Source organism: Pantoea sp. BJ2 (genome assembly GCF_040255075.1).
Classification (GTDB): Bacteria; Pseudomonadota; Gammaproteobacteria; order Enterobacterales; family Enterobacteriaceae; genus Pantoea; species Pantoea leporis.
In genome coordinates this window covers 1,029,996-1,056,369 of the sequence record NZ_CP158292.1, presented here as the reverse complement: position 1 = coordinate 1,056,369, position 26,374 = coordinate 1,029,996, and the positions used below count along the sequence as shown (strand labels likewise).

Genomic DNA, 26,374 nt, shown 5'->3' with positions numbered 1-26,374 from the left:
TTGTGGGAGAGGGTTAGGGTGAGGGCAATTTACTTCGCGCCGAAGTGATCAAACCCTTTCACATCTACACTGCGCGGTTTGCCGTTCTCCAGCAAACTCAGCCCTTCCGATTCGGGTGCAATCTGCCCAATACAGGTATAAGGCACACCAAAATGGCCGAGCGCCACGTCAATCGCGCCACGGTTCACTTCTGGCACGGTAAAGCACAGCTCGTAATCTTCGCCGCCGCTCAACGCCCATTTCAGCACCAGTTCAGGCTCGAAGTGATCGCGCAGGGCCGCTGAAAGCGGTAACGCGTCGAGATTGATGCGAGCGCCAACGCGGCTGGCGGTCAGCACATGGCCGAGATCGGAAATCAGGCCATCAGAGATATCGATCGCCGAGGTTGCCAGCCCCCGCAGCGCCTGGCCTTGCAGCACGCGCGGCATTGGACGCAAATGGCGTTTGATCAACGCTTCGTGCACCGCCGGATCGTTCAGGCGATGGCGATGCTGCAGCAGCGATAAACCGGCCGCGCTGTCACCCAAGGTGCCGGTGACAAAGATCCAGTCGCCTGGCTTCGCGCCCGAACGTTTCAGCGCCCTTCCCACTGGCACTAAACCGTGAATGCCGAGCGTCATGCTCAGCGGTCCGCGCGTGGTATCGCCACCAATCAGCTGCATATCGTAATAATCCAGCAGCTCAAACAGGCTGTCGCTAAAGGCCGCCACCCACGGTTCATCAATTTCAGGCAGCGTTAATGCCAGCGTCAGCCAGGCCGGATCGGCGCCCATGGCGGCTAAATCACTGAGATTAACGGCGACGGCTTTGTAGCCGAGATCGGCGGGATGGATATCACGTAAGAAGTGGACGCCTGCAACCAGCGTGTCGGTGCTGATGGCAAGTGTCTGTTTTTCTGGCACGTTAAGTAACGCGCAGTCGTCACCAATTCCTTTCTCCACATCGCGGCGGGAGCTGGTGACGCGGTTAAAGTAACGTGCAATCAGTTCGAATTCACCACAAGACATAAGTCAGGTCTCAATGAGAAAAAGGCCGGATAACCGGCCTTTAACGCTATTTTTTGTTTGGTCGAATTTGCGGGGCAGCTTTGTCGAGCACACCGTTGACGAATTTGTGGCTGTCTTCAGCACCAAACACTTTTGCCAACTCGATGCCTTCGTTGATGGCCACTTTATACGGCACATCAGAACGCTTGCTCAGCTCATACAGCGAAATACGCAGGATGGCTTTTTCTACCTGGCCCAGCTCTTCCAGCTGACGCGACAGGTAAGGCTTCATCAGACCGTCCAGGTACGCGCTGTTAGTCGCCACACCGGCCAGCAATTCGCGGAAATAGCTAATATCGACGTCTTTGACGTCTTGTTCCGCCAGAAACTGGTATTCCACATCGGCAATGTCGTTCTTAGACAGCTGCCAGGAGTAAAGCGCCTGGACAGCGCACTCACGGGCGCGACGACGAGCAGCAGGTTTCACAAAATTCCCCTTACAAAAATCAGGCTTTGATGGCTTTCAATACGTTGATCATTTCGAGTGCAGTCAGGGCCGCTTCGGCACCTTTATTACCTGCTTTCGTGCCGGCGCGTTCAATCGCCTGCTCGATATTTTCAGTGGTCAACACGCCGAAGGTCACCGGGATTTCGCTGGTCATCGCGACGTGCGCAATGCCCGAGCTGGCTTCACCGGCCACATATTCGAAATGTGCGGTGCCGCCACGGATGACAGTGCCCAACGCAACAATGGCGTCGTGCTTACCGGCTTTCGCCAGTGCGCGTGCTGCCAGCGGCAGTTCGTATGCACCTGGAACCCAGACAACGGTGATGTTATCTGCTTTCACCTGGCCGATGCGCTTAAGTGCGTCAATCGCGCCGTCCAGCAGGCTGTCATTAATGAAGTTGTTAAAACGCGCAATTACGATGGCAATGTTTGCATCAGGCGTGGCAACAGGAGCTTCGATAACTTTCATACATATCCTTTGGGTTGTTTTATGGCCCCGCAGAAGGGGGCGGATTCTATCATACTCTTTGGCGACGCGCTCAGGCTTTTCCGCGCGCTTTCAGCGCGGCGTCAGCGTCAGGCGCAGGTCATCGCCAACCAGGCGCACATCGCTAAAATTCAGGGCCGGCGCATCGGCCAGCTGTTCCAGTCCGGGCAGCGTGCACAGGCCGCGTGCGGCATTCCCTAACAGCTTTGGCGCCATGTAAACAATCAGCTCATCCACCAAGCCCGCTTGCAGCAAAGCACCCGCTAATCCGGCACCCGCTTCCACCCACACGCTGTTGATCTGGCGCTGGCCGAGCAACATCATCACCGCGACCAAATCAAGCTGTTCACCACGCTGGGGCACCGCAATCTGGGTCACGCTGGCAGGCCACGCGTGTTGATCGGGCTCGCAGCGCATCAGCCAGGTTTCGCCTGGCTGGTCAATCAGTCGGTGTTGCGGCGTGACGCGCTGTTGGCTGTCAATCACCACGCGCACCGGCTGACGCAGCTGGCTTTCATCAAGCTGCGCACGCACCTCTTCATTCAATTCCCTCCAGCGTACCGTGAGCGACGGATTGTCAGCCAACACCGTGGCGCTGGTGCTAAGAATAGCTGAACTCTGGGCGCGTAAACGTTGCACATCGCGCCTTGCGGCCGCGGAGGTGATCCACTGACTTTCGCCACTCGCCATGGCGGTGCGGCCATCAAGGGATGCGCCGAGTTTCAGCTGGATCCACGGGAATCCGGTCCGCATACGTTTGAGAAAACCCCGGTTCAGCGCTTCCGCTTCGTTCATCATCAGGCCATGACTGACGTCGATGCCCGCCTGCTGTAAACGGTAGAGTCCACGTCCTGCCACCTGCGGATTGGGATCCTGCATCGCGGCGACCACGCGCGTCACGCCTGCGGCAATCAGCGCATCGCAGCACGGCGGCGTGCGTCCATGGTGGCTACAAGGTTCCAACGTGACATACGCGGTTGCGCCAGCAGCTCGTTCGCCCGCCATACGCAGCGCATGCACTTCGGCATGCGGTTCGCCGGCGCGCTGATGCCAGCCTTCGCCGACAATCTCGCCCTCGCGCACAATCACGCAGCCGACGTTGGGGTTAGGTGTGGTGGTAAAGCGTCCGCGCCGCGCCAGTTCCAGCGCGCGCGCCATATAGCGTTCGTCAGTCATGGATTAGTCCTGTAGGCGGGCGATCTCTTCACCAAAATCGCGAATATCTTCGAAGCTGCGATAGACCGAGGCAAAGCGAATGTAGGCCACTTTATCGAGCTTTTTCAGCTCATCCATCACCAGATTGCCGATCAGTGCGCTTGGCACTTCGCGTTCACCGGTGGCACGCAGCTGAGTTTTAATATGATTGACCGCGCTTTCAACCGCATCGGCGCTGACGGGGCGTTTTTCCAGCGCCTTAATCATGCCGCTGCTGAGCTTGTCTTCATTGAAGGGTTCACGCACATCGTTGCTTTTTACCACGCGCGGCATCACCAACTCTGCCACTTCAAAGGTGGTAAAACGCTCATGACACACCAGACACTGACGACGGCGACGCACCGACGATCCTTCACTAACCAGACGAGAATCAATCACTTTGGTGTCCACAGCGGAGCAGAATGGGCAATGCATGAGGCTTCCTGATGCGAGATAAATAGGCCACACAGTGTAGCGCGATCGCGCCACAAAATGTATGTGTGTGGCACATAATGTGTGAATCCCCGTTTGTGACGTTAAGCCAAATGCAAGACATCACCTACATGACCTCAGGCAAAAAACCACTACGCTTAAAGAGCCGCCAGCAAGGCGGCCAACATCATAAAAATCTGGAGGATGTATGGGTCTGTTTGATTTCGTGAAAGATGCTGGAGAAAAACTGTGGGATGCCGTCAGTGGCGGCGGCGACGATGCCAGCAAGAAATTGCAGGATCACATCAACAAACTCGGTTTGCCCGACAGCGATAAGGTCAAGGTGGATGTCAAAGGCGATACCGTTACTGTGACTGGTGATGGCATCTCTCAGGAGTTGAAAGAGAAGATTCTGGTGGCCGCCGGTAACGTCGCGGGCATCACAAAGGTGGATGACAAGGTCACCGCCAGCGATGCCGCTACGCCCGCGAAATTCTATACCGTGAAAAAAGGCGATACCTTGAGTGCGGTATCGAAAGAGGTCTACGGAAACCCTAATGAATACAACAAGATTTTCGAAGCGAACAAGCCAATGCTGACGCATCCTGATAAGATCTACCCTGGCCAGGTTTTACGAATTCCCGAATAAAGAAAGGACATTGCATGACGATCAGGACGTTTTGGGCTCCGGCAGCACTCTCTTTGCTGGTTCTCAGTGGTTGCAGTTCAACGCCGGTTTCACCGCAGGTCAAAGAGTTGCATCAGGAGGTGAGTCAGCTTAATCAGCAGATGCGCAAGCTGACCAATCAGGCAACGGCGCTGGAGATTCAGGGACAGCTGAACAGCCAATCCACCCAGGGCGCGTGGCTGTTGCCGCAAGCCAATACGCCGGTGGAGTTACAGACGCAGCTAGGTAAATTGCGTTTGTCACTCTCGCAGGTGGCGGGTGAAGCCAGCGGCAGTCGCGCCAATCTGAATATCCGCTCGACCGATGACCAGCCGATTCCGGCACTGCGCGCGACCGTGGTATGGGGCGAAATGGATCCGGCCAGCGGCAAACCGCTTAACGCGGGCAGCCTGAGCCAGACCATCGAGGTTCCTGCACAGTTAATGCCGCGCAGTTCCGTTAGCGTACCGCTGCGACTCAGCGGGTTAACCCCGGAGCAACTCGGCTACGTGCGCGTGCACGATGTTGAGCCTCCAGCGACGAAAACCACGCCCTGATCGACAGGCATAAAAAAACGGGCTGCCAATGGCAGCCCGTTTACTTTCTGACTCCGCGTTACGGCAGAATCGAAGGCTGATCTGCGCCCTCTTTTTCCACTTTCTGTACCAGCATATGTTCACGCTTCATGCCGAGTTTCAGCGCCAGCGCTGAAGAGACATAAATAGATGAAATGGTACCAATGGTGACACCGATCAGCATGGTCAGTGAGAAACCTTTCAGCAACGCACCACCAAACACGAACAGGATCATGATCATCGCCAGCGTGGTGATGGAGGTGATCAAGGTACGGCTCAGCGTCTGGGTCAGCGACACGTTAGTGATGTCGTAAGAAGAACCGCGGCGAATCTTGCGGAAGTTCTCACGAATACGGTCGGATACCACGATCTTATCGTTAAGCGAGTAACCAATGACCGACATCAATGAAGCGACAATCGTCAGGTCGATTTCGACGTGCGCCAGCGACAAAATGCCACAGGTGATGATCACATCGTGCGCCAGCGCCAGAACGGTGCCGAGCGCTAAACGCCACTCAAAGCGGAAGCCGATGTAGATCAAAATCGCAATCAGCGCTGACAGCAGCGCCATCGCACCGGCCTGCGCCAGATCGCTACCCACGCTTGGGCCAACGAACTCGATACGTTTCACGGTAGCGTTCTGCTGCGTGGTCTGGCTAATGGAAGCCAGCACTTTATTGCCCAGTTCGGTGCCGGCATTGCCGGTGGCCGGAGGCATACGCACCATCACATCACGGCTGCTACCAAAGTTCTGCACCAGCGGCTCTTCAAAGCCCGCTTTCACCAAACCTTCACGCAGCGCGTCGAGATCCGCTGGTTTTTCCAGGTTAATCTCAATCACCGTTCCGCCGGTAAAGTCGAGGCCCCAGTTGAAGCCTCGCACACCGACAATGACGATAGATGCCACAATCAGCAGACCGGAGATGATGAAAGCCAGCTTATCCCAGCGCATAAAGTCGACGACTTTACGACCGTGGTTTAGCTGCTCAATACTATATTCCTGTGCCACAACGCACTCCTCAGATAGACAGCTTGTTGATGCGTTTGCCGCCGTACACCAGGTTAACGATGGCACGGGTGCCGACGATAGCGGTAAACATTGAGGTTGCGATACCGATAGCCGTAGTAATCGCAAAGCCTTTGATTGAACCGGTACCGACCGCATAAAGAATGATCACTTTGATAAGCGTAGTGACGTTGGCATCGACGATACTAGAGAAGGCGCCTTTATAGCCTTCATGAATCGCCTGCTGTACCGATCGTCCGTTACGCAACTCTTCTTTAATACGTTCGTTAATCAACACGTTAGCATCGACCGCAACCGCCAGCGTCAGCACGATACCGGCAATACCCGGCATGGTGAGCGTCGCGCCTGGCAGCAGTGACATGATGCCGACAATCAGCACCAGGTTACACAGCAGCGCGCTGGTAGCGATGAGACCAAACTTCTTGTAGAACACCACCATGAACAGGATTGACGCAATCAAACCCCACAGGCAGGCTTCGAGGCCTTGTGTGATGTTCTGCTGCCCCATGGTTGGGCCGATAGTACGCTCTTCTACAATCTGGATTGGCGCAATCAACGCACCCGCGCGCAGCAGCAGCGACAGCTGACGTGCTTCGTTTGCATTATTGATACCGGTGATACGGAAGCTGTTACCGAGGCGCGACTGGATGTTCGCCACGTTAATCACTTCTTCCTGTTTCACCAGAATCGACCGGCCGTTGGCATCTTTCTTACCGCTGTCTTTGTACTCCACAAACAGGGTCGCCATCGGCTTACCGATGTTGTCCTTGGTGAAGTTGGACATCATGTTGCCGCCCGCGCCATCCAGTGAAATGTTCACCTGCGGCTGGTTGTACTCATCCATGCTCGACGTGGAATCGGTGATGTGATCACCGGTCAGAATCACACGCTTGTACAGCACCACTGGCTGCCCGTCGCGGGTTTTCTTCACTTCCGAATCGCCGGGCACACGGCCGCTGGCCGCTGCGGTTGGATCCACACTGGTGTTCACCAGACGGAATTCCAGCGTGGCGGTAGCGCCCAGAATCTCTTTGGCGCGCGCGGTGTCCTGAATACCCGGCAGTTCCACCACGATGCGGTCAGAACCCTGACGCTGCACCAGCGGTTCGGCAACGCCGAGCTGGTTCACACGGTTACGCAGAATGGTGATGTTTTGCTGCACCGCATATTCACGCGCTTCGCTCAGGCGCGCATCGCTCATCACCGCACGCAGCGCATCGCTGCCCTGGCTTGAGATCACCAGATCGCGGTGGCGAGTAGACAAGTAGCTGATTGCCGCATCACGGCTGGCGCCGTCACGGAAACGCACTTCTACGCCATAGTTCGCGATTTTATTAACGGTGGTATACGGAATGCTTTTGTCGCGCAGATCGCTGCGCAGGCTGTCGGCGTTCTGCTCTTGCAGTTTGCCCAGAGCCGTATCCATATCCACTTCCATCAGGAAGTGAACGCCGCCGCGCAGATCAAGACCGAGTTTCATCGGTTCCGCGGACAGCATGCTCAGCCAGCGAGGCGTTGCCGGCGCAAGGTTAAGGGCCACAATGTAGTCTTCGCCCAGCGCGCTGGTGAGTGCATCACGCGCGCGCAGCTGTCCATCCTGCGTTGCAAAGCGGGCCAGAATGGCACCATTTTCCAGAGCGAGGGATTTGCTCTCGATATTGTCTTGTTTTAATACGGTCTGGATCTGATCCAACGTTTGCTCACTGGCGGCGCCACCGCGCGCACCAGTGATCTGAACGGCCGGATCCTCACCATAAAGGTTAGGAAGCGCATAGAGCAGGCCGACGAGAATCACGACGACCAGCATGATGTACTTCCACAAAGGATAACGGTTTAACACGGCAGTTCCCTTCGGGAAGAAAAAATTACAGCGCCTTCAAAGTACCTTTCGGCAGAACGGCGGCCACGAAATCACGTTTAACAACTACTTCAGTGGTGTCGTTCAGGGCAATAGAAACATAGCCAGTTTCTGCCACTTTGGTCACACGGCCAACTAAACCACCGCTGGTCAGCACTTCATCACCTTTAGAGATGGAATCCATCAGTTTCTTGTGATCTTTAGTACGCTTCTGCTGTGGACGCAGAATCATGAAGTAGAAGATCAGACCAAATACCACCAGCATGATCACCAGAGAATACGGACTTCCCTGAGACGGTGCGCCTGCTGCGGCTACGGCGTCAGAAATGAAAAAGCTCATTAAATTTCCCTCATTGATGAATTATCAGACGTTCAGCGGAGGAACCGCCTTCCCCGTCCGTTGGTAGAACTCGCTAACAAAGTGCTCTAATTTACCCTCTTCGATAGCCTTACGTAAACCGGCCATCAAACGCTGGTAATAGCGCAGATTGTGAATCGTATTCAGGCGTGCGCCCAGTATTTCGTTACAGCGATCAAGATGATGCAAGTAGGCGCGGCTATAATTGCGACAGGTGTAACAATCACACTCTGCATCCAGCGTTGCGGTGTCATCTTTATACCGGGCATTACGAATTTTCACCACGCCATCGGTAACAAACAGATGACCATTGCGCGCATTGCGCGTTGGCATAACGCAGTCAAACATATCGATACCGCGGCGAACGCCTTCCACCAGATCTTCTGGCTTGCCGACGCCCATCAAATAACGCGGTTTGTCTTGCGGAATTTGCGGACAGACGTGCTCCAGGATTCGGTGCATGTCCTCTTTAGGTTCACCCACCGCCAGGCCGCCCACAGCGTACCCATCAAAGCCAATCTCTACCAGAGCTTTAACCGAGACATCTCGTAAATCTTCGTAAACACCACCCTGAATAATGCCAAATAATGCATTTTTATTGCCGAGTGAATCGAAGCGATCGCGGCTGCGTTGTGCCCAGCGCAACGACATCTCCATCGAACGTTTGGCGTAATCCCAATCCGCCGGATATGGCGTACATTCGTCGAAGATCATCACCACGTCAGAACCGAGATCGAACTGAATCTCCATCGACTTTTCCGGATCGAGGAAAATCGGATCGCCGTTGATCGGGTTACGGAAGTGCACGCCCGCTTCGGTGATCTTACGGATATCGCCAAGGCTGAACACCTGGAAGCCGCCGGAATCGGTAAGGATCGGTCCTTGCCAGTTCATGAAATCGTGCAGGTCGCCGTGCAGTTTCATGATCTCCTGACCTGGGCGCAGCCACAGGTGGAAGGTGTTGCCGAGCAGGATCTGCGCGCCGGTCTCTTTCACTTCTTCCGGCGTCATGCCTTTCACCGTGCCGTAAGTGCCCACGGGCATAAATGCTGGGGTTTCAACAACGCCACGATCAAAGACCAGACGGCCACGGCGCGCGCGCCCGTCGGTAGTATCTAATTCAAATTTCACATTAACCTCTGATCAGAGAAACAGTCTGATTCAATTATGCGCCGACGCTTTCGTCAGGCGCTTGTGGATTACGGGTGATGTACATCGCATCCCCGTAGCTAAAGAAACGGTACTGCTCTGCCACCGCGCTGTGATAAGCCGCCATGGTGTGCTGATAACCAGCAAAGGCCGAAACCAGCATAATCAGGGTCGATTCCGGCAGATGGAAGTTGGTGATCAGCGCATCGATCACCTGATAGTGATAGCCGGGATAGATGAAAATCTGTGTGTCATCGAAGAAGGGTGCAATCAGCGCATCCTGGCTGGCCTTCGCGGCGCTCTCCAGCGAACGTACTGAGGTGGTGCCCACGGCGACCACTTTGTTGCCGCGTGCTTTACACGCCAGCACCGCATCCACCACATCCTGCGGCACTTCCGCGTATTCGGCATGCATGATGTGATCCTCGATGGTTTCAACGCGCACCGGCTGGAAAGTCCCGGCACCGACGTGCAGTGTGACAAACGCCATCTCGACGCCTTTAGCTTTCAGCGCTTCCAGCAGCGGCTCGTCAAAGTGCAAACCGGCGGTCGGTGCGGCGACGGCGCCGGGACGCACGCCGTACACGGTCTGGTACAGCTCACGGTCAGCATCTTCATCCGGACGATCAATATACGGCGGCAGCGGCATATGGCCGACGCTGTTGAGAATATCCAGCACCGCGCGATCGTCTTCGAAGGCGATCTCAAACAGTGTGTCATGGCGCGCCACCATCGTGGCTTTGACACTTTCGTCATCGCCCAGCAGCAGCGCTGCGCCCGGCTTGGGCGCTTTGGAGGCGCGCACGTGCGCCAGCACGCGCTTATCGTCCAGCATGCGCTCAACCAGCATCTCGATTTTGCCGCCGCTGGCTTTACGCCCAAAGACGCGCGCCGGAATCACGCGGGTGTTGTTGAACACCAGCAGATCGCCCGGATTGAGCTTATCCATCACGTCTGTAAATACGCCGTGGCTTAACGCGCCGCTTGGACCATCCAGCGACAGCAAGCGGCAACCGCTTCGCTGCGCCTGCGGATAGTGGGCGATTAAGGATTCTGGCAACTCAAAGGTAAAATCGGCTACGCGCATGCTTCACTTCTTCAGGACTTAAAATCAGGCGGCATAGTCTAGCGGAAAAGCGGCAAATTCTGAACAACTGGCTGCGCTTCTGTGATTCTGCGAATACACAAAATAATTCGAGGTACAGGCAGGCGGCAAACGAGAGCAGCTCCCGCACCTGTAACTTGAAGTATGACGTGTATATAATGCGCCATGAACTTTCTCGCTCACCTTCACCTGGCGCAGCTGGCTAACAGCTCTCTGCTGGGCAATCTCATGGCCGATTTCGTACGCGGCAACGTGCAATCACAATGGCCTGCATCGGTGGTGGATGGCATTGCCATGCATCGTCGCCTCGACGTCCTGACCGATAACCTGCCCGAAGTGCGGATTGCGCGTGCGCTGTTTCGTCCGGAAACGCGCCGCGTGGCCCCCATCACGCTCGACGTGATTTGGGACCACTTCCTCGCGCTACACTGGGATAAATTCCACCCAACGCAGTCGCTGGTGGCGTTTACCGCGGCGGCTGAACAAAACATCGTGCCGCAGCTGGCGGGCACGCCGGAAGGTTTCATCGAGCTGAACGCAGTGATGTGGCGCGAACGCTGGTTTGAGCACTATGCCGAACCAACGCGGCTGGCACGCGTGCTCAACGGCATGGCGCATCGCCGTCCGCGCTTAGCCGCGCTGCGCGACTCCTATCAGGATTTTGTTGATCACTACGAGCAACTTGAGCCGCTGTTCTTCCAGTTTTATCCGCGCTTAATGGCCGCCGCGCGCGCGCAGGAATTGTAATATTAGGTAATTCAAGACCCGTCTGTTGGACGGGAAATTTCCCATCACCTACCCTGCGTGACCTTAATCTTCGTCACACTCAGGGAAATCTCATGCAGCATCTTATTGCCAACCGGCTCGCAGAAGCCGGTCTTAGCTACACGCACATCCTGGCGTTGGGGATAGTGATTGCCATTATCTTTGCCATCTCACTGCTTACTCACGCCATTCTGCACCGCGCTATCTTGCCGCTGCTGCGTCGATACACCGAGAAAAGTAGCCGTCAGTGGCCAAAAGCGCTGATTAACAGTCGCCTGTTTAGCCGCAGCGTCTGGCTGATGCAAGGTGTGCTATTCAAATTACAGACTGAACTCTTCCTGCACGACAGTGCTCAGATCTATGCAGCGCTGCTGATTTTCGCCCAGCTGTGGATGATGATCTTCGCCCTGCTGATGTTGTTCTCCTTGCTGGATTTACTGCAGCAGCTCAGCGCGAACAGCATGCTGGCACAGCAATTGCCGCTGCGCGGTATTATCCAGAGCGTGAAATTGATCGCCGCCATTTTAATGGTAATCATGATTATTTCGCTGCTGTTGGGTAAATCGCCCGGCGTATTGATCACCGGACTCGGTGCCATGACCGCGGTGCTGATGCTGGTATTTAAAGATCCAATTCTGGGTCTGGTGGCCGGTATTCAGTTGGCGGCCAATAATATGCTGAAAATGAATGACTGGCTGGAAATGCCGAAATATGGTGCAGACGGTGCGGTCATCGATATTTCTTTAACCACGGTAAAAGTGCGCAACTGGGATAACACCATTGTTACCATTCCCGCTTACGCCTTAATTTCCGACTCCTTTAAAAACTGGCGCGGCATGTCGGAATCCGGTGGGCGTCGCATTAAGCGCAGCATTCATATTGATACCACCAGTATTGGCTTCCTTGATGATGCCATGATGCAGCAGCTGAAAAGTGCGCATCTGCTGGCACCGTATCTGGATAGCAAAAGCGAAGAAGTGGCCGCATGGAATGCGCAACTGGGCTGTGATTTAGATTCGCCACTCAACGGTCGCCGCCTGACGAATATCGGTACCTTCCGCGTCTGGCTGCAGAGCTGGCTGGAGCAGCATCCGCGTATTCATAAACAGATGACGTTAATGGTGCGGCAGTTAGCGCCAGGTGAAAACGGTTTGCCGCTGGAAGTGTATGTGTTCACCAACACCACGGTGTGGAAAGAGTACGAGAATATTCAAGCGGATATCTTTGACCATATTTACGCAGTGCTACCTACTTTCGGTCTGCGCGTCCATCAATCGCCAACCGGTAATGACATGCGTCAAATTGGCGTAAGAACCCGCCACTAAGGCTTCATCCCGTATTACCCGCCAGTAAGAAGAAAAATTTCACTGGCGGGCTTTTCCCCCTCTTGTCACGCGCAGCCATCTGCGGCTTAATGAAGCCTTTCTTAACTTTTGTTAACTTCGTCACACAGCCAATACGCCATTTTTGGCGTCTGTTGTTGCTTCGCCAGCCTGAAAATCATAAGAGGGAAAGATGTCATCAGCTTCGCTTACCGAACTCGACGCACGTTATCATTTCGCCTGTGATGTTGCCAAAACCGCCGCCAGCCGGGCTCTATCCTGGTATCAGCAACGTCATCAATTAGTGGTTGAGCATAAGAAAGATCTGCAGGATGTGGTCAGCGAAGCCGATCGCAACGTTGAGGCCTTGGTCAAGCATCTGATCCACGAACGCTTTCCTGACGATGCGGTGTTGGGTGAAGAGAGCGGCGGCAATACTGCTGGCGCACGCTTTATCTGGGTGCTCGATCCGATTGATGGCACCAGCAGCTTTCTTAACGGCTTGCACAACTGGTGCGTATCGCTGGCGATCGTTTGTGAAAACGAAGCGGTGATTGGTGTGGTGTGCGATCCCAATCATCATGAAACCTTTCACGCCTGCCGCGGCAAAGGTGCTTGGGTTAATGATAAGCGCATTCAGGCGCACAGCGCGCAGCAGCTCGATCAGGGATTGCTTGGTCTGAGCAGCTCCAACAGCCAACCGATTGAACCGCTGACCACTTTTATCAGCGCATTACTGGCGCAGGGCGGCATGTTTATCCGCAACGGCTCGGGGGCGTTGATGAGCGCATGGGCGGCGGCCGGTCGCTTAATTGGTTACTACGAAGCGCATATGAATCCGTGGGATGGCTTGCCGGGCATTGTGCTGATGCGCGAAGCGGGCGGCATTACCAACGATTATCTGGCTAATCACGGCTTGCAGAACGGCAATCCGGTGCTGCTGGCTAATGCGGTGATTTATCCGCAGCTGAAAGCGCTGCTGCCTGGGCATTTATCGTTATAATTTCCGTAATCGGTTAAGTTCGTTAATTTATGCGAACTTAACCTTCATGCAAAATTACTTAAGCGCGCTGTAAGTAATATTCTATTCCGAAGTGAGAATTTTCTCTTTTTTTCTTAAACATCCCGGCATCAATAAAAATACGATATGCTGCGCAAGTCAAACATCCCTTAGTAATACTTATTTTCTCCTTTTTTGTTGTTCTTTTTCGGCGCCAGGATGCGCCGAGATATTTTTCGGCATTTTATTATTTCGGGATGGCGTGATTATTTTTTAATATTATTTTTAATCGTCATCGATAAAAAAGGTCGCCATCAATGGCGACCTTACAATATCATCAGCTTTTACGCTTTTTCACTAGCGGCCATGCCAGTAATAGCAGCGCAATCCACGCAAAACCAACGTACAGCGACACGCGCGTATCCGGGAAGTAACCAATCAGCCCAATAATGAAGGCCAGGAACAGCACGCCGAACCATGCGGTGGCGCTACCGCCCGGCATGGCAAAATCCAGCTTACCGGCTTGCTCTTTGCCAATCTTGCGGCGGAAGGCGATCTGCGACAGCAGAATCATGATCCACACCCAAACGGTAGCAAAGGTCGCCAGCGAGGCGATCACCAGGAACACTTTCTCTGGCATCAGGTAGTTGAGATACACCGCAATCAGCATCGCCAGCATCATCACCAAAACGGTCACCCACGGAATTCCGCGATTCGAAACCTTCTGGAATACCTTCGGTGCGTGGCCCTGTTGCGCCATGCCGTGCAGCATACGCCCCACGCCAAACACATCGCTGTTAATCGCCGACAGCGACGCCGTCAGCACCACGAAGTTAAGAATTGATGCCGCCGCCGCAATCCCCAAATGCTGGAAGGTCAGCACGAACGGACTGCCAGAAGTGCCCACCTGATTCCACGGATAAATCGACATGATGACGAACAGCGTACCAACGTAGAACACCAGAATACGCATCGGTACGGAGTTGATGGCGCGTGGAATCGATGTCTTCGGATCTTCCGCTTCACCGGCAGTAATCCCGATAATCTCTATGCCGCCGTAGGCAAACATCACCATCTGCAGTGACAGCAGCATGCCAACAATGCCGTGCGCGAAGAAACCGCCGTTGGTCCACAGATTGTGAATGCCGGTCGGCTGGCCGCCGTTGCCGATGCCCCAGAAAATCATGCCGAAGCCGGCGAGAATCATGATGATGATGGTGGCGACTTTGAAAAAGGAGAACCAGAACTCCACTTCGCCAAATACTTTCACGCTCATCAGGTTGATGGCGCCGATAATCAGCACCACGCTCAGCACCCAAATCCAGTGCGGCACATCGGGGAACCACACGCCCATGTAGATACCAAAAGCCGTTACGTCGGCAATCGCCACAATCAGGATTTCAAAACAGTAGGTCCAGCCGGTGATGTATCCGGCCAGCGGGCCGAGATAATCCTGCGCATAGCGCGAGAATGAGCTGGCCTGCGGATTGTTGACCGACATTTCCCCCAACGCACGCATGATGATGTACGCCACCGCACCGCCGATGATGTACGCCAGCAGCACGCTTGGGCCCGCCATTTTGATAGCATCTGCCGAGCCGTAAAACAGCCCGGTGCCAATCGCCGATCCCAGCGCCATAAAGCGAATGTGGCGCGTGCTCAGTCCGCGTTTGAGCTTATTGGTTTCTTGCATAACACTCAGTACCTTGAAAATGAAAAACCACGGGCAAGCCCGTGGTTGGAATTAACAGCAATGTCGCTTACTGATGAACCGCGACCTGCTCACGTCCTTTTGCCCGATCAACTACCGCGGCAATCACCAGCATCGCCAGCGATGGCGGCAACCAGGAAAGTCCCTGATCGGCCAGCGGCAAATGCTGACTGAACAGCGGCAACACATCTTTAAAGCTGGTGGTTTTGATGGCATCAACGATACCGAACAGCAGGCTTACCAGCATGGTCGGCGCGATAATACGCGAACTTTTGTTCCAGAACTTCAGCGTGAAGCTCAGCACCACCAGCACGATGCATGGCGGATAAATCGCCGTCAGCACCGGAATCGAAATCTGAATCAGATGGCTCAGACCGAGATTCGACACCACCATCGAGAACAGACCCAGAATAAATACCAGCGTTTTATACGACAGCGGAACATATTGCGCAAAGAATTCTGCACAGGCGCAGGTCAGGCCCACCGCCGTTACCATGCAGGCGACGAAGATCAGTGCCGCAAGGAAGAAGCTGCCCATGCCGCCGAAGGTCTGCTGCACGTAAGCATGCAGAATTTCAGCACCGTTCGCGCTTTGCGCCACTAATGCGCCGCTATCGTTACCGAGTTTGAACAGCGTCAGGTAAATCAGCGTCAAACCGATACCGGCGATGATGCCCGCCAGCATGGTGTAGCGCGTCAGCAGTTTGGCATCTTCCACACCGCGTGAGCGCGCCGCATTGACGATGACGATACCGAACACCAGCGCTCCCAGCGTATCCATGGTCAGATAACCATTAACGAAACCGCTGGAGAAGGCGGCACGCTGATACTCTTCGGTGCCCGGCGAAACGCCACCGGCCGGCCAGATCAGCACGGCAACGCCGAGCACAATCAGCGCCAGAATTTTCAGCGGAGCGAGGAAGTGGCCGACGGTATCCAGCAGTTTGCCCGGATACAGTGAGATGCCAATCACCAGCGCGAAGTAAATCAGGCTGTAAATGAACAGCGGCAGCGTGCCGTCGCCGGTCAGCGGTGCAATACCTACGGCAAAGGAAACGGTGGCGGTACGCGGCGTGGCAAACAGCGGGCCAACAGCCAGGTAACACACGGTCGCCAGCAGCAAGCCTGCGGCTTTACCAATCGGCGAGCTTAGCGCATCAATGCCGCCGCCCACACGCGCCAGCGCGATGACGGTGATCACCGGTAAGCCAACAGCCGTAATCAGGAAGCCGAAAGCCGCAATCCAAACGTGTTCGCCAGACTGAATCCCCACCATCGGTGGGAAGATGATATTTCCTGCGCCAACGAACAGGGCAAACGTCATGAAGCCCAGCGCCAGGATATCCTTGGAGGTTAAACGATGTGTCATAAACTTCTGTACTGCCTGTAGCTGATGTTGCGGTGGAAGTTGAGTTCGTGTTGTCCTCTGGATGCGCTAAAACAAGGGCTTATCAGGCAAGACCAGCGTGTTATGCGGGACTAATCGTTAAAGCGCAGGTGATTTAATCTACTTTTCTTCTGTTCGCAGAGGGATAAATCGACAACGGCGCAAATTAGAACGTTTATAGCGAAGAAAGGCAATACAGGATCGAAAAACCAGAATGATATAACAAGATAGTGAGATAAAGCAGTGAATCACGGTGGAATAGCGGCAAAACACCTCAGATGATTTGCTAAATGTTTCCTCGACGCGAGAGATCTCTTTGCATAAATCAGCCTGCAGATGCACAAAAGGCGCGATTTACGCGCCTGTTTGGCTAACTTTACAGCATTACCAGACTGTTCTTGCTATATCGACCACCAGACGAATCTTCTGCCACTGCTGCTCTTCGCTCAGGCTGTTGCCCTCTTCGGTTGAGGCAAAGCCACACTGCGGGCTGAGGCAGATTTGATCAAGGCTCACGAACTGTGCTGCTTCCTGCAAACGCGCTTTCACCTGCTGCGCATCCTCCAGCTCGCCGGTTTTGGTGGTGATTAAACCCAGCACCACTTGCTGATGACCCGGCTTGAGGAAGCGCAGCGGCTCAAAGCCACCTGAACGTTCGTTGTCATACTCAAGGTAGAAAGCATCGATATTCACGCCGCCAAACAGCACTTCGGCGACCGGCTCATAGCCACCTTCGGAAATCCAGGTTGAGCGGAAGTTGCCGCGACACACATGCAGCCCAACGGTCAGATCCTCTGGCTTACCTTCCAGCGCAGTATTCAGCACTTCAGCATAGATGCGCGCCAGTTCCTGTGGATCTTCACCACGCTCGCGGATCTGCTGCTGCTGTTCGGTTGAGCACAGATAGGCCCACACCGTGTCATCCAGCTGCAGATAACGGCAACCAGCCGCATAAAACGCTTTGATGGCGTCTTTGTAGGTCTGCGCCAGATCGGCGAAGTACTCTTTCAGATCGGGATACACCGTGGCATCGATCACCTTACGGCCACCGCGGAAGTGCAGCACGCTTGGGCTGGGAATGGTCATCTTGGCAACCGCATCGCCCGCCACGCTTTGCAGGAAGCGGAAGTGATCCAGCATCGGGTGTTGAGGATTAAAGGCCACTTTACCGGTGACTTTCACGCCGTGCGCTTTGGTCTGCACGCCGTTGAACTGAATGCCCTGCTCCGCTTCGAACAGCTCGACGCCGTGCAAATCGCCGAAGAAATCGAAGTGCCACCAAGCGCGACGGAATTCACCATCGGTAACGATCTGCAGGCCGTTGGCACGCTGCTGCTCCACTACATGGCGGATTTCGCGATCTTCAACCTGACGCAGTTGATCAGCGTTGATTTCGCCATTGGCAAACTGCACACGCGCCTGCTTGACGGCAGCGGGACGCAGAAAACTGCCGACGGTATCGGCGCGGAACGGGTTATGACGTGGCATTTTATCTCCTGGCTGAGCGCATAGTTGCGTCAGGGTATAATTTCGCTGGGTTATTTCAGCCATCTGGACGGCTATATGTCCACGAAGAATGCCACGCTGTTACCCTTTCGGCAACGGAAGAAAATTCAGCTTGCATGAAACTATTTCATGTTCAGATGCACGTTCTTCAATTTCCCTCAATTGCCGCTCGCGCTTGCGCCATCTGGCTATCTGACAACGGCAGATAACCCGCTTCGCTCACCCGACGCTGACCTTGTGGCGATAACACCTGATGCAGAAAGGCATTCACCAGCGGCGGCAGCGGTTTGCCGGGTGCTTTGTTGACGTAGATATAAAGCGGGCGCGACCACGGATAGCGGCCGCTGCGTATCGATTCGGCATCCGGCATCACGCTGTCGCCGTTCGCCGTGACCACCGGTAGCATTTTCACGCCGCTGAGATGAAAGCCAAAACTGGCATAACCGATGCTGTTGGGCGTAGCGGCAACGGCTTGTACCACCGCCGCAGAGCCGGGGAATTCAGCGACATCAGCACGGAAATCACCTTTGCACAGCGCCTGCTGCTTAAAGAAGCCCCATGTTCCCGACGCCGAGTTGCGGCCATAGCGCTGGATGCTGCGCGTGGCCCACTGGCCTTCTCCCAGCCCGAGATCGCCCCAGCGCTGCGGCACTTGCTGCCCGCCGCACAGACGCGTGATGGAGAACAGCGCATCGAGTTGTTGCGGCGCGATGCGCGACAGCGGATTGTCCTGATTAACCACTACCACCAGCGCATCCATCGCCACCGGCACCGCCAGCGGCGGATAGCCGTAGCGCGCGGTAAAAAGTTGACGTTCGTCGATCTGCATCGGCCGGCTCATCGCGCCCAGCTGGGCAGCACCTGCCGCCAGCGCCGTCGGCGCAGTAGAAGATCCCGCCGCCTGCACCTGAACGTTGACGCCCGGCGACTGGCGGCTGAAATCCTCGCCCCATAATGTCATCAGATAACCCAGCGTATCCGATCCAACGCTGCTCAGATTGCCGGTTAGCATGGTTTGTTGGCCGTGTGCCAAAGCAGAGCAAAGCAGCAAGAGGGAGATCAACAGCGATTTCATTGGCGATTCCGCAATTCAGTAAGACGCCTATTCTGGAGCGGCGCGATTTATCACGCAATACATTGCGTATGGGTTGTTAATGAGGCAGCGGTCGTCATGAATAGCGATCCCATGACCTTAATTAACCCGCTCTTGCATCACGTTAGCCACAATCAAGCGTGGCGGCAGCAGGAAGCTGAAACAGGTTTCCTGATGCGGCACGCTGGTGATCTCCAGCCGCGCGTTGTGATGTCCCAACGCATGCTTCACGATCGCCAGCCCCAATCCGCTGCCGCCGGTGGCGCGCGAACGCGCTTTATCCACGCGATAGAAACGCTCGGTGAGGCGTGGCAGATGCTGCTCGCTAATGCCCGGCCCGTCATCACACACCTTAAACTGCGCGCCTTGTTTGGTGCGCAGCCAGCTGATGTCGATGCGCGTGCCATCGGGCGTGTGATTCACCGCGTTATAGACCAGATTGGAAATGGCGCTACGTAGCTGCTCATCATTGCCGAACACTTTCAGATGCGGATCGGTATGGAAATGGATGGTGTGACGTCCCTGACTCAGCGTTTCCGCTTCACGCTGCAACAGCATCAGCATGCCCGGCACATCCACCGTCTCTTTGAGATCGATGGCCGGCGCCGCTTCGATACGCGACAAGGTCAGCAACTGCTTCACCAGGCTGTCCATGCGGCGCGTCTGCTCTTGCATGGTATGCAACGCCTTGCTGCGCGTGCGCTCGTTCATCACCGAGTCGTCCATCATTTCCAGATAACCCTGCAATACCGTTAACGGCGTGCGCAGTTCATGACTGACGTTAGCAAAGAAGTTGCGTCGCGCGCCTTCCAACTGATGCATCTGGGTGACATCACGTGCCACCATCAGCCACTGACCTTCGCTGTAAGGCATCACGCGGAATTCCATATGACGCTGATTATTGAGGATCTGGGTCAGCGGCATGTCGAACTTGCGCTGGCGGATATAGCGGGAAAATTCAGGATAACGCAGCAAATTGAGGATATTCTGGCCGTTATCTTCCGGCCAGCGCAAGCCAAGGTGCTGCTGCGCCAGGCCGTTGCACCAGAAAATAGTGCCCTCTTCGGTGGTCAGCACCACCGCATCCGGCAGCGATTCTGCTCCGCTGCGGAAACGTTTGATCAGATTGCCCAGCTCGCGCCGCCGCCGCCGGTTGCGCAATTGCATCTGGTACAGGCCATAAAACAGCGGTTCCCAGCTGCCGCGTCCGGTGGGCGGCGTCATTGAACGATCGACCCACAGCCAGTGCGACAGACGCATCAGATTTCTGAAGTGCCAGAACATCACGCCGGTCACCGCAATCAGCAGCAGCCACGGCAGATATCCGAACAACAGACCCAACACCAGCGCAGGTAAACAGACCAGCGCCAGCTCGGTCAACAATCTCTTCCAGGAGAGTCGTTCCAGCACGGTAAACACTCCGTTTACGTTTAATAGCGGGCAGAGAAACGATACCCTGTTCCGCGCACGGTTTGAACCATGCGATCGTGGCCGGTTAATTCCAGTGCTTTACGTAAACGGCGAATATGCACATCGACGGTGCGATCTTCGACATACACATTGGTGCCCCAAACATGGTTCAGCAGCTGTTCGCGGCTGTACACGCGTTCCGGGTGGGTCATAAAGAAGTGCAGCAGTTTGTACTCGGTCGGTCCCATCTCCAGCGGCGTGGTTTCCGACATCACGCGATGTGAGGAAGGATCAAGGCTCAGGCCCTGCATCTCAATCACCTCTTCCACCGCCATCGGTGAAATACGGCGCATCACCGCTTTGATACGCGCCATCAGCTCTTTCGGTGAGAATGGCTTGGTGATGTAATCATCCGCGCCCACTTCCAGACCGCGCACGCGATCTTCTTCTTCACCGCGCGCCGTCAGCATCATCACCGGAATGTCGCGCGTCATGGCTTCACGCTTCAAATGCTTAATAAACTGAATCCCGCTGCCGCCGGGCAACATCCAGTCCAGCAGAATCAAATCAGGCCAGGGTTCGATCAGCTTACCAATCGCGCTGTCATAATCTTCCGCCTCAATAGGCTGGTAATCATTCTGTTCCAGCACGAAACATAACATTTCACGGATGGGAGCTTCGTCTTCCACAACCAAAATGCGCTTAGCCATTGTAACTCCTGCTAGTGTGACACCGTGTCACTGGGATTTGCGGCGCCATTATGCGTCAGTTTTGTGACACTTTTATGAAAACACCGCCCTAAGATAGATAGATAAAAAACAGAAATGTCACAATAAAATTCTGCGTTTTTTCTTTGTGATCTTAAGTGGTTATAATCCGCCTTCGCTAAACAGAGCACGGAGCAAACATGCGCATCATTCACACCGCTGACTGGCATCTCGGTCAGTTCTTTTACAGCAAAAGTCGCGCGCGGGAACATCAGGCGTTTCTCGACTGGCTGCTGGATCAGATTGTGCAGCATCAGGTGGATGCGCTGATTATCGCCGGCGATCTGTTTGATACCGGTTCGCCGCCGAGCTACGCGCGTGAAATGTTTAACCGTTTTGTGGTGGCGCTGCAGCCAAGCGGCTGCCAATTGGTGGTGCTGGCGGGCAATCACGACTCGGTGGCGACGCTGAATGAATCGCGCGAGCTGCTGGCCTGCCTGAATACGCAGGTGATCACCAGCGCCACGCCGCAGGGCGAACAGCAGGTATTAACCCTGAAGCAGCGCGATGGCGCGCCGGGCGCGCTGCTGTGCGCCATTCCTTATCTGCGTCCGCGCGACATTCTGCGCAGCCAGGCCGGCCAATCCGGCCGCGAAAAGCAGATCTCGCTGCTGGAGGCGATCGAGCAGCATTATCAGCACTGCTTTGCTGCCGCGCAGGCGCAGCGCGATGCGCAGGACGTTACGCTGCCGATCATCGCCACCGGTCATCTCACCACTGTTGGCGTGACTAAAAGCGATTCGGTGCGCGACATCTATATCGGTACGCTGGATGCCTTCCCGGCGCAGGCGTTTCCGCCCGCCGATTACATCGCGCTCGGTCACATCCATCGCGCCCAGCGCATCGCCAACAGCGAGCACATTCGTTACAGCGGTTCGCCGATTCCGCTCAGTTTTGATGAGCTTGGCCGCGAGAAAAGCGTCTTCCTGCTGGAATTCAGCACCACGCTCGATACCGTTACGCCGCTAACCATCCCGCACTTCCAGCCGATGCAGATGCTGAAAGGCTCGATGGCGGAGATTGAACATCAGCTGGCGCAGTTCAGCGCGAGCGCCAGCGAACAGCCAGTCTGGCTGGATATTGAGATCACCACGCAGGAATATCTTAGCGATCTGCAACGTCGCATTGAAGCGCTCACCGAAAATCTGCCGGTCGAAGTGCTGCTGGTGCGCCGCAGCCGCGAACAGCGGCAGCGCAGCCTCGAACGGCTGGAGAACGAAACCCTGAGCGAACTAAAAGTGGAAGACGTGTTTGCTCGCCGACTGGCGCAGGAAGATCAGCTGGATGCCGGGCAGGCCGAGCAGTTAACGCAGCTGTTCCGCACCCAGCTTGCCGCGCTGGAGAATCCATCCGCATGAAAATTTTGACGCTACGTTTTAAGAACCTCAATGCGCTGCGCGGCGAATGGTTTATCGATTTCCGTCGTGAGCCCTTTGCCAGCAACGGCTTGTTTGCCATTACCGGCGCCACCGGGGCGGGCAAAACCACCTTACTCGATGCGATTTGCCTGGCGCTCTATCACCAGACGCCGCGCCTCGGCACGCTGTCGCAAACCCAGAACGAGCTGATCACCCGCGACACCGCCGAGTGTCTGGCGGAGGTGGAGTTTGAGATCAAAGGCGAAGCCTGGCGCGCCTTCTGGAGCCAGAACCGCGCGCGCGGCCAAGCCGACGGTAAGCTGCAGGCACCGCGCGTCGAGCTGGCGCGTGTGGCCGATAATCAGATCATCGCCGATAAAGTTGGCGACAAGCTGAAAGCGATTGAGACCCTGTCGGGGCTCGATTTCGCCCGTTTTACCCGCTCAATGATGCTGTCGCAAGGCCAGTTTGCCGCCTTCCTGAATGCCAAACCCGGCGAACGCGCCGAGCTGCTGGAAGAGCTGACCGGCACCGAAATCTACGGACAAATCTCGGTGCAGATCTACGAGCGCTGGCGCACCGCGCGCAGCGAGCTGGATACGCTGCGCGCCCGCGCCGGCGGCATGTCGCTGCTCGATGAAGCGCGCCGGGCAGAATTGACGCAGCAGCTGGCGGAACTTGGCACGCAGGAGAAAATCCTGAGCGAACAGCTAACGCTGGCGCAGCATCAGCAGCAATGGCTGGTGCAGCAGCAACAGCTAACGCAAGAGCAGCAGCAGGCCGAACAGACGCTGCTTGCCGCGCAACAGGCCTGGCAGCAGGCGGATGGCGATCGTCAGCGGCTGGCGCGCGCCGAACCGGCAGAAAAACTGCGCGAGAAGTTGCAGCAGCGCGAACAGTTGCAGGGCGATCTCCGTGCGCTGGAACAGCAATCGCAGCAGCTGCAAGCGCAACGGCAGCAAGCCAAAACCGCGCTGCAACAGGGCGAAAACCATTATCAGGCCGCGCAGCAGGCGCGTGAACAGGCGTTACAGCAACAGCAGCAGCTTGAAATGCTGCTCACCGAGCAGGTTATCCCGCTCGATCAACGCATCACCACCCTCGCGCAGCAGCTGGATGAACAGCAGCGATTGCATCTGCAGCAGCAACAGGCGCTGCAATCCAGCCAAACCGCACTCAGCCAGCAACAGCAGGTAAGTGAACGTTTACAACAACAGCTGGCGCAGCAGCAGGAATTCCGTGTCCGCGAAGCCGCTGTCGCCCATTGGGGCGCGGAATTAACGCGCTGGCAGGCGGAGATTGCCCGGCTGGATGAGCGCGAGCAGACGCTGACGCAGCTCATCGCACAGCATCAACAGCAGCGCAGCCAGCTGGAGCAGCATCAACAGGCGCAGGCTCAGCGTGAACAGGCGGCGCAACCGTTGCAGCAAGCCGAAGCGCAGGCCGCGCAGCAGCGTCTGCAAGCGGAGCAAGCACTGACTTCACTTGAAGCGGAGATCGGCAGCGCGCAACTGCGCGACGCCCTGACGCAGCATCAAACCCAACGCCCTGCGCGCCAGCAGCTTAACCTGCTCGCCGCGCAGTGGCGCGCGCTGCAACCGCAGCGGTTGCAGCGTCAGCAGAAACTGGCGCAGCTCCAGCAGCAGCATCAGGACGCGGAACAGGCGTTACAGGCGCTGCGCGAGGAGTACAAACGGGAACATCAGGCGCTGCTCGATGTGCGCAAAATCTGCGAGCTGGAGCGCACCATCGCCCAGCTGGCCGACGAGCGCGCTAAACTGCAGCCGGATCAGCCCTGCCCGCTGTGCGGCTCGTGCCAGCATCCGGCGATTGCGCAATATCAGCAGCTTGAGCCCGGCGCCAATCAGCAGCGTTTAACCGCGCTGGAAACGCGCGTGGCGCAGCTAAAAGAGTCCGGCACCGCCAAAGGCGAGCAGCAGAAACTGTCGCTGCAACAGCAGCAGGCGTTGCAGCAGGAGATCAGCGATTACGATCAGCAACTGGCGACGGTGAACACCCAATGGCAAGCGCTGAGCGGTGAGCTGGCACTTACCTGCACGCTGGAGCAGCAGGACGATTTTGCGCAGTGGCAACAGCAGCAGGATGCGCAGGAACAGCTGCAGCAACAGCAGCTGCAGACGCGGGAAAACGCTGCGCGTGCGCTGCAGCAGGCAAAAGATGCGCATCTGCAACAGCAGCAGCTGTGGCAGCAGCATCAGAATCAGCAGCAGCTGGCGCAGCAGCAGATCGCCAGCACGCAGCAGACGCTGGATGAAATCAGCCAGCGCGAGGCCAGCGAACGCAGCGCCATGCAGCAACTGGCGCAGCAGCTGGAACAGCAGCTGACGCAGCATCAGCTCGTCCTGCCAGATGTCGCTGAGCGGGAAAGCTGGCTGCGCACCTTACAGCAACGCTGGATCGCATGGCAGGAAAATGAACGTTTACACGGCGAGTTACAGCCACAGCTGGCGAAAGCCGAAAGCGAGCGCAGCAGCCTGCAGCAGAATCTGGCGCGTGAACAGCAGCGGCTGGATGAGCTGCAGCAGACGCTCAGCACTTTGCAGCAGCAGCGCCAACAGCAGCAACAACAGCGTCAACAGCTGTTTGGCGATCGTCTGGTGGCAGAAGCCCGGCAGCAGCAGCATGCCGCGCTGCAACAGTGTGAACAGGCGCTGGCGCAGCAGCTTCAGCAGTGGCAACAGGCGCAAAGCATGCTGCACGGCCTGAATGGCCAGTGCGAGCAGATCGCGGCGCAGCAACACACCTTACGTGAGCGCGCTGCCGCCGCAGAAAGCGCCTTCCTCGCCGCGCTGCAGCAGAGTGATTTTGACGATGAGCGCGCGCTGCGTGCCGCCCTGCTGGAGGAGCGCGAGGTGCAGCAGCTGCGCCAGCAGTTGCAAACGCTCGATCAGCAGCGCCAGCAGCAGCTCACCCTCAGCGAACAGCTTATGCAGCGCTGGACGGCGCATCAGCAGCAGCGGCCTGCGGATCTTAGCGATGAGATCGCCGCCACGATTCAGCAGCAGCTGGAACAGCTGCGCGTGACGTTACGTGACAATGCCCGTCAACAGGGCGAAGCGCAGCAGCAGTTACACAGCGATGCACAACAGCGTTTGCAGCAGCAATCGTTGCTGACGCAAATTGCCACCGATGAAGTGGAACTGGCGCAGCTGGGCCGTCTGAACGATCTGGTGGGTTCAGCCAAAGGCGATAAATTCCGCCGCTTCGCACAAGGCCTGACGCTCGATCATCTGGTGTGGCTGGCGAACCGTCAGCTCGATCGCCTGCACGGTCGCTATCTGCTGCAGCGCCGCATCAGTGAGGAGCTGGAGCTGGAAGTGGTTGATACCTGGCAAGCCGACGCCACGCGCGATACGCGCACGCTATCGGGCGGCGAGAGTTTTCTCGTCAGCCTGGCGCTGGCGTTAGCGCTGTCAGATTTGGTGAGCCATAAAACGCGCATCGAATCGCTGTTCCTCGATGAAGGCTTCGGCACGCTGGATGCCGAGACGCTGGATACCGCGCTGGATGCGCTCGATGCCCTCAACGCCAGCGGCAAAACCATCGGCGTCATTAGCCATGTGGAAGCGATGAAAGAGCGTATTCCGGTGCAGATCCGCGTCCGCAAGATGAATGGCCTGGGTTACAGCAAGCTGGAGTTGCCGGGCGATCTCGCTTAAAAACGCACAATTGGTAGCGGCGCGATAAA

23 protein-coding genes are annotated in these 26,374 nt (G+C 56.2%); 7 read left to right on the top strand and 16 right to left on the bottom strand.

The window, feature by feature from the left end; all coding sequences use genetic code 11:
• Positions 1-29 precede the first annotated feature (29 nt).
• The 5 genes from thiL to nrdR all read right to left on the bottom strand — a co-directional run bounded on the left by thiL (position 30) and on the right by nrdR (position 3,610).
• The gene (gene thiL / locus AAF463_RS04710; RefSeq protein WP_101762440.1) at positions 30-1,007 is read right to left on the bottom strand and encodes a thiamine-phosphate kinase; all 978 of its coding nucleotides are present in this window, start codon (positions 1,005-1,007) and stop codon (positions 30-32) included.
• Between the two features lie 46 nt (positions 1,008-1,053).
• Positions 1,054-1,473, bottom strand: a complete 420-nt coding sequence (gene nusB / locus AAF463_RS04705; protein WP_007887007.1) for a transcription antitermination factor NusB — start codon at positions 1,471-1,473, stop codon at positions 1,054-1,056.
• A 19-nt stretch (positions 1,474-1,492) separates the two neighbouring features.
• On the bottom strand, positions 1,493-1,963 hold the full coding sequence (ribE, locus tag AAF463_RS04700; protein WP_007887008.1) for a 6,7-dimethyl-8-ribityllumazine synthase: 471 nt from the start codon (positions 1,961-1,963) through the stop codon (positions 1,493-1,495).
• Positions 1,964-2,053: 90 nt separating this feature from the next.
• Entirely contained in the window at positions 2,054-3,157 is a 1,104-nt protein-coding gene (gene ribD / locus AAF463_RS04695) for a bifunctional diaminohydroxyphosphoribosylaminopyrimidine deaminase/5-amino-6-(5-phosphoribosylamino)uracil reductase RibD (RefSeq protein WP_350261608.1), read from the bottom strand.
• A 3-nt stretch (positions 3,158-3,160) separates the two neighbouring features.
• The gene (gene nrdR, locus AAF463_RS04690; protein WP_008103978.1) at positions 3,161-3,610 is read right to left on the bottom strand and encodes a transcriptional regulator NrdR; all 450 of its coding nucleotides are present in this window, start codon (positions 3,608-3,610) and stop codon (positions 3,161-3,163) included.
• Between the two features lie 205 nt (positions 3,611-3,815).
• Here nrdR and lysM point away from each other — a divergent pair, with 205 nt between their 5' ends.
• Both lysM and AAF463_RS04680 read left to right on the top strand, forming a co-directional pair.
• Positions 3,816-4,256 carry a peptidoglycan-binding protein LysM gene (lysM, locus tag AAF463_RS04685; protein ID WP_101762442.1) on the top strand — a complete coding sequence of 147 codons (441 nt, stop codon included), beginning with the start codon at positions 3,816-3,818 and terminating at the stop codon, positions 4,254-4,256.
• A gap of 14 nt (positions 4,257-4,270) precedes the next feature.
• Positions 4,271-4,831, top strand: a complete 561-nt coding sequence (locus AAF463_RS04680; RefSeq protein ID WP_101762443.1) for a DUF3251 domain-containing protein — start codon at positions 4,271-4,273, stop codon at positions 4,829-4,831.
• Positions 4,832-4,889: 58 nt separating this feature from the next.
• Here AAF463_RS04680 and secF read toward each other — a convergent pair whose 3' ends face one another.
• Genes secF through queA form a run of 5 tightly spaced genes read right to left on the bottom strand, consistent with a single transcriptional unit; the run spans position 4,890 to position 10,328 of the window.
• Entirely contained in the window at positions 4,890-5,858 is a 969-nt protein-coding gene (gene secF, locus AAF463_RS04675; RefSeq protein ID WP_101762444.1) for a protein translocase subunit SecF, read from the bottom strand.
• A gap of 10 nt (positions 5,859-5,868) precedes the next feature.
• Positions 5,869-7,716: a protein translocase subunit SecD gene (gene secD, locus AAF463_RS04670; RefSeq protein ID WP_101762445.1), complete on the bottom strand. Its 1,848-nt coding sequence runs from the start codon at positions 7,714-7,716 to the stop codon at positions 5,869-5,871.
• Positions 7,717-7,741: 25 nt separating this feature from the next.
• A complete protein-coding gene (gene yajC, locus AAF463_RS04665) occupies positions 7,742-8,074 on the bottom strand; it encodes a preprotein translocase subunit YajC (RefSeq protein ID WP_008103990.1) in 333 nt (110 codons plus the stop codon).
• A 24-nt stretch (positions 8,075-8,098) separates the two neighbouring features.
• A complete protein-coding gene (gene tgt / locus AAF463_RS04660; protein ID WP_217547401.1) occupies positions 8,099-9,223 on the bottom strand; it encodes a tRNA guanosine(34) transglycosylase Tgt in 1,125 nt (374 codons plus the stop codon).
• 34 nt (positions 9,224-9,257) lie between these two features.
• Positions 9,258-10,328, bottom strand: coding sequence for a tRNA preQ1(34) S-adenosylmethionine ribosyltransferase-isomerase QueA (queA, locus tag AAF463_RS04655; RefSeq protein ID WP_210081249.1), 1,071 nt, complete (start codon positions 10,326-10,328; stop codon positions 9,258-9,260).
• A gap of 183 nt (positions 10,329-10,511) precedes the next feature.
• Between queA and AAF463_RS04650 the strand changes: the two genes are divergently transcribed.
• The 3 genes from AAF463_RS04650 to AAF463_RS04640 all read left to right on the top strand — a co-directional run bounded on the left by AAF463_RS04650 (position 10,512) and on the right by AAF463_RS04640 (position 13,436).
• Positions 10,512-11,093, top strand: coding sequence for an ACP phosphodiesterase (locus AAF463_RS04650; protein WP_222233082.1), 582 nt, complete (start codon positions 10,512-10,514; stop codon positions 11,091-11,093).
• A gap of 92 nt (positions 11,094-11,185) precedes the next feature.
• Positions 11,186-12,436 carry a mechanosensitive ion channel family protein gene (locus AAF463_RS04645; protein ID WP_350261607.1) on the top strand — a complete coding sequence of 417 codons (1,251 nt, stop codon included), beginning with the start codon at positions 11,186-11,188 and terminating at the stop codon, positions 12,434-12,436.
• A 190-nt stretch (positions 12,437-12,626) separates the two neighbouring features.
• Positions 12,627-13,436, top strand: coding sequence for an inositol monophosphatase (locus AAF463_RS04640; RefSeq protein ID WP_101762449.1), 810 nt, complete (start codon positions 12,627-12,629; stop codon positions 13,434-13,436).
• Between the two features lie 334 nt (positions 13,437-13,770).
• Here the strand turns inward: AAF463_RS04640 and proY are convergent, their stop codons facing one another.
• From proY to phoB, 6 genes are all read right to left on the bottom strand, one after another.
• On the bottom strand, positions 13,771-15,126 hold the full coding sequence (proY, locus tag AAF463_RS04635; RefSeq protein WP_101762450.1) for a proline-specific permease ProY: 1,356 nt from the start codon (positions 15,124-15,126) through the stop codon (positions 13,771-13,773).
• A 67-nt stretch (positions 15,127-15,193) separates the two neighbouring features.
• Complete coding sequence (gene brnQ, locus AAF463_RS04630; RefSeq protein ID WP_101762451.1) at positions 15,194-16,513, bottom strand: branched-chain amino acid transporter carrier protein BrnQ; 1,320 nt, start codon at positions 16,511-16,513, stop codon at positions 15,194-15,196.
• A gap of 402 nt (positions 16,514-16,915) precedes the next feature.
• Complete coding sequence (locus AAF463_RS04625; protein WP_350261606.1) at positions 16,916-18,019, bottom strand: cobalamin-independent methionine synthase II family protein; 1,104 nt, start codon at positions 18,017-18,019, stop codon at positions 16,916-16,918.
• A 166-nt stretch (positions 18,020-18,185) separates the two neighbouring features.
• Positions 18,186-19,112 (bottom strand): phosphate ABC transporter substrate-binding protein PstS family protein, encoded by a 927-nt coding sequence (locus AAF463_RS04620; RefSeq protein WP_336767252.1) that lies wholly within the window; start codon positions 19,110-19,112, stop codon positions 18,186-18,188.
• A gap of 117 nt (positions 19,113-19,229) precedes the next feature.
• Positions 19,230-20,540 (bottom strand): phosphate regulon sensor histidine kinase PhoR, encoded by a 1,311-nt coding sequence (gene phoR / locus AAF463_RS04615; RefSeq protein WP_101762454.1) that lies wholly within the window; start codon positions 20,538-20,540, stop codon positions 19,230-19,232.
• Between the two features lie 20 nt (positions 20,541-20,560).
• Positions 20,561-21,250, bottom strand: coding sequence for a phosphate response regulator transcription factor PhoB (gene phoB / locus AAF463_RS04610; RefSeq protein ID WP_007887040.1), 690 nt, complete (start codon positions 21,248-21,250; stop codon positions 20,561-20,563).
• 197 nt (positions 21,251-21,447) lie between these two features.
• On the opposite strand from phoB, the gene sbcD reads away from it, so the two are divergent.
• Both sbcD and AAF463_RS04600 read left to right on the top strand, forming a co-directional pair.
• Positions 21,448-22,665: an exonuclease subunit SbcD gene (gene sbcD / locus AAF463_RS04605; RefSeq protein ID WP_110867760.1), complete on the top strand. Its 1,218-nt coding sequence runs from the start codon at positions 21,448-21,450 to the stop codon at positions 22,663-22,665.
• Positions 22,662-26,345, top strand: coding sequence for an AAA family ATPase (locus tag AAF463_RS04600; protein WP_350261605.1), 3,684 nt, complete (start codon positions 22,662-22,664; stop codon positions 26,343-26,345). Before sbcD ends, AAF463_RS04600 begins: the two co-directional genes overlap by 4 nt.
• Positions 26,346-26,374 lie beyond the last annotated feature (29 nt).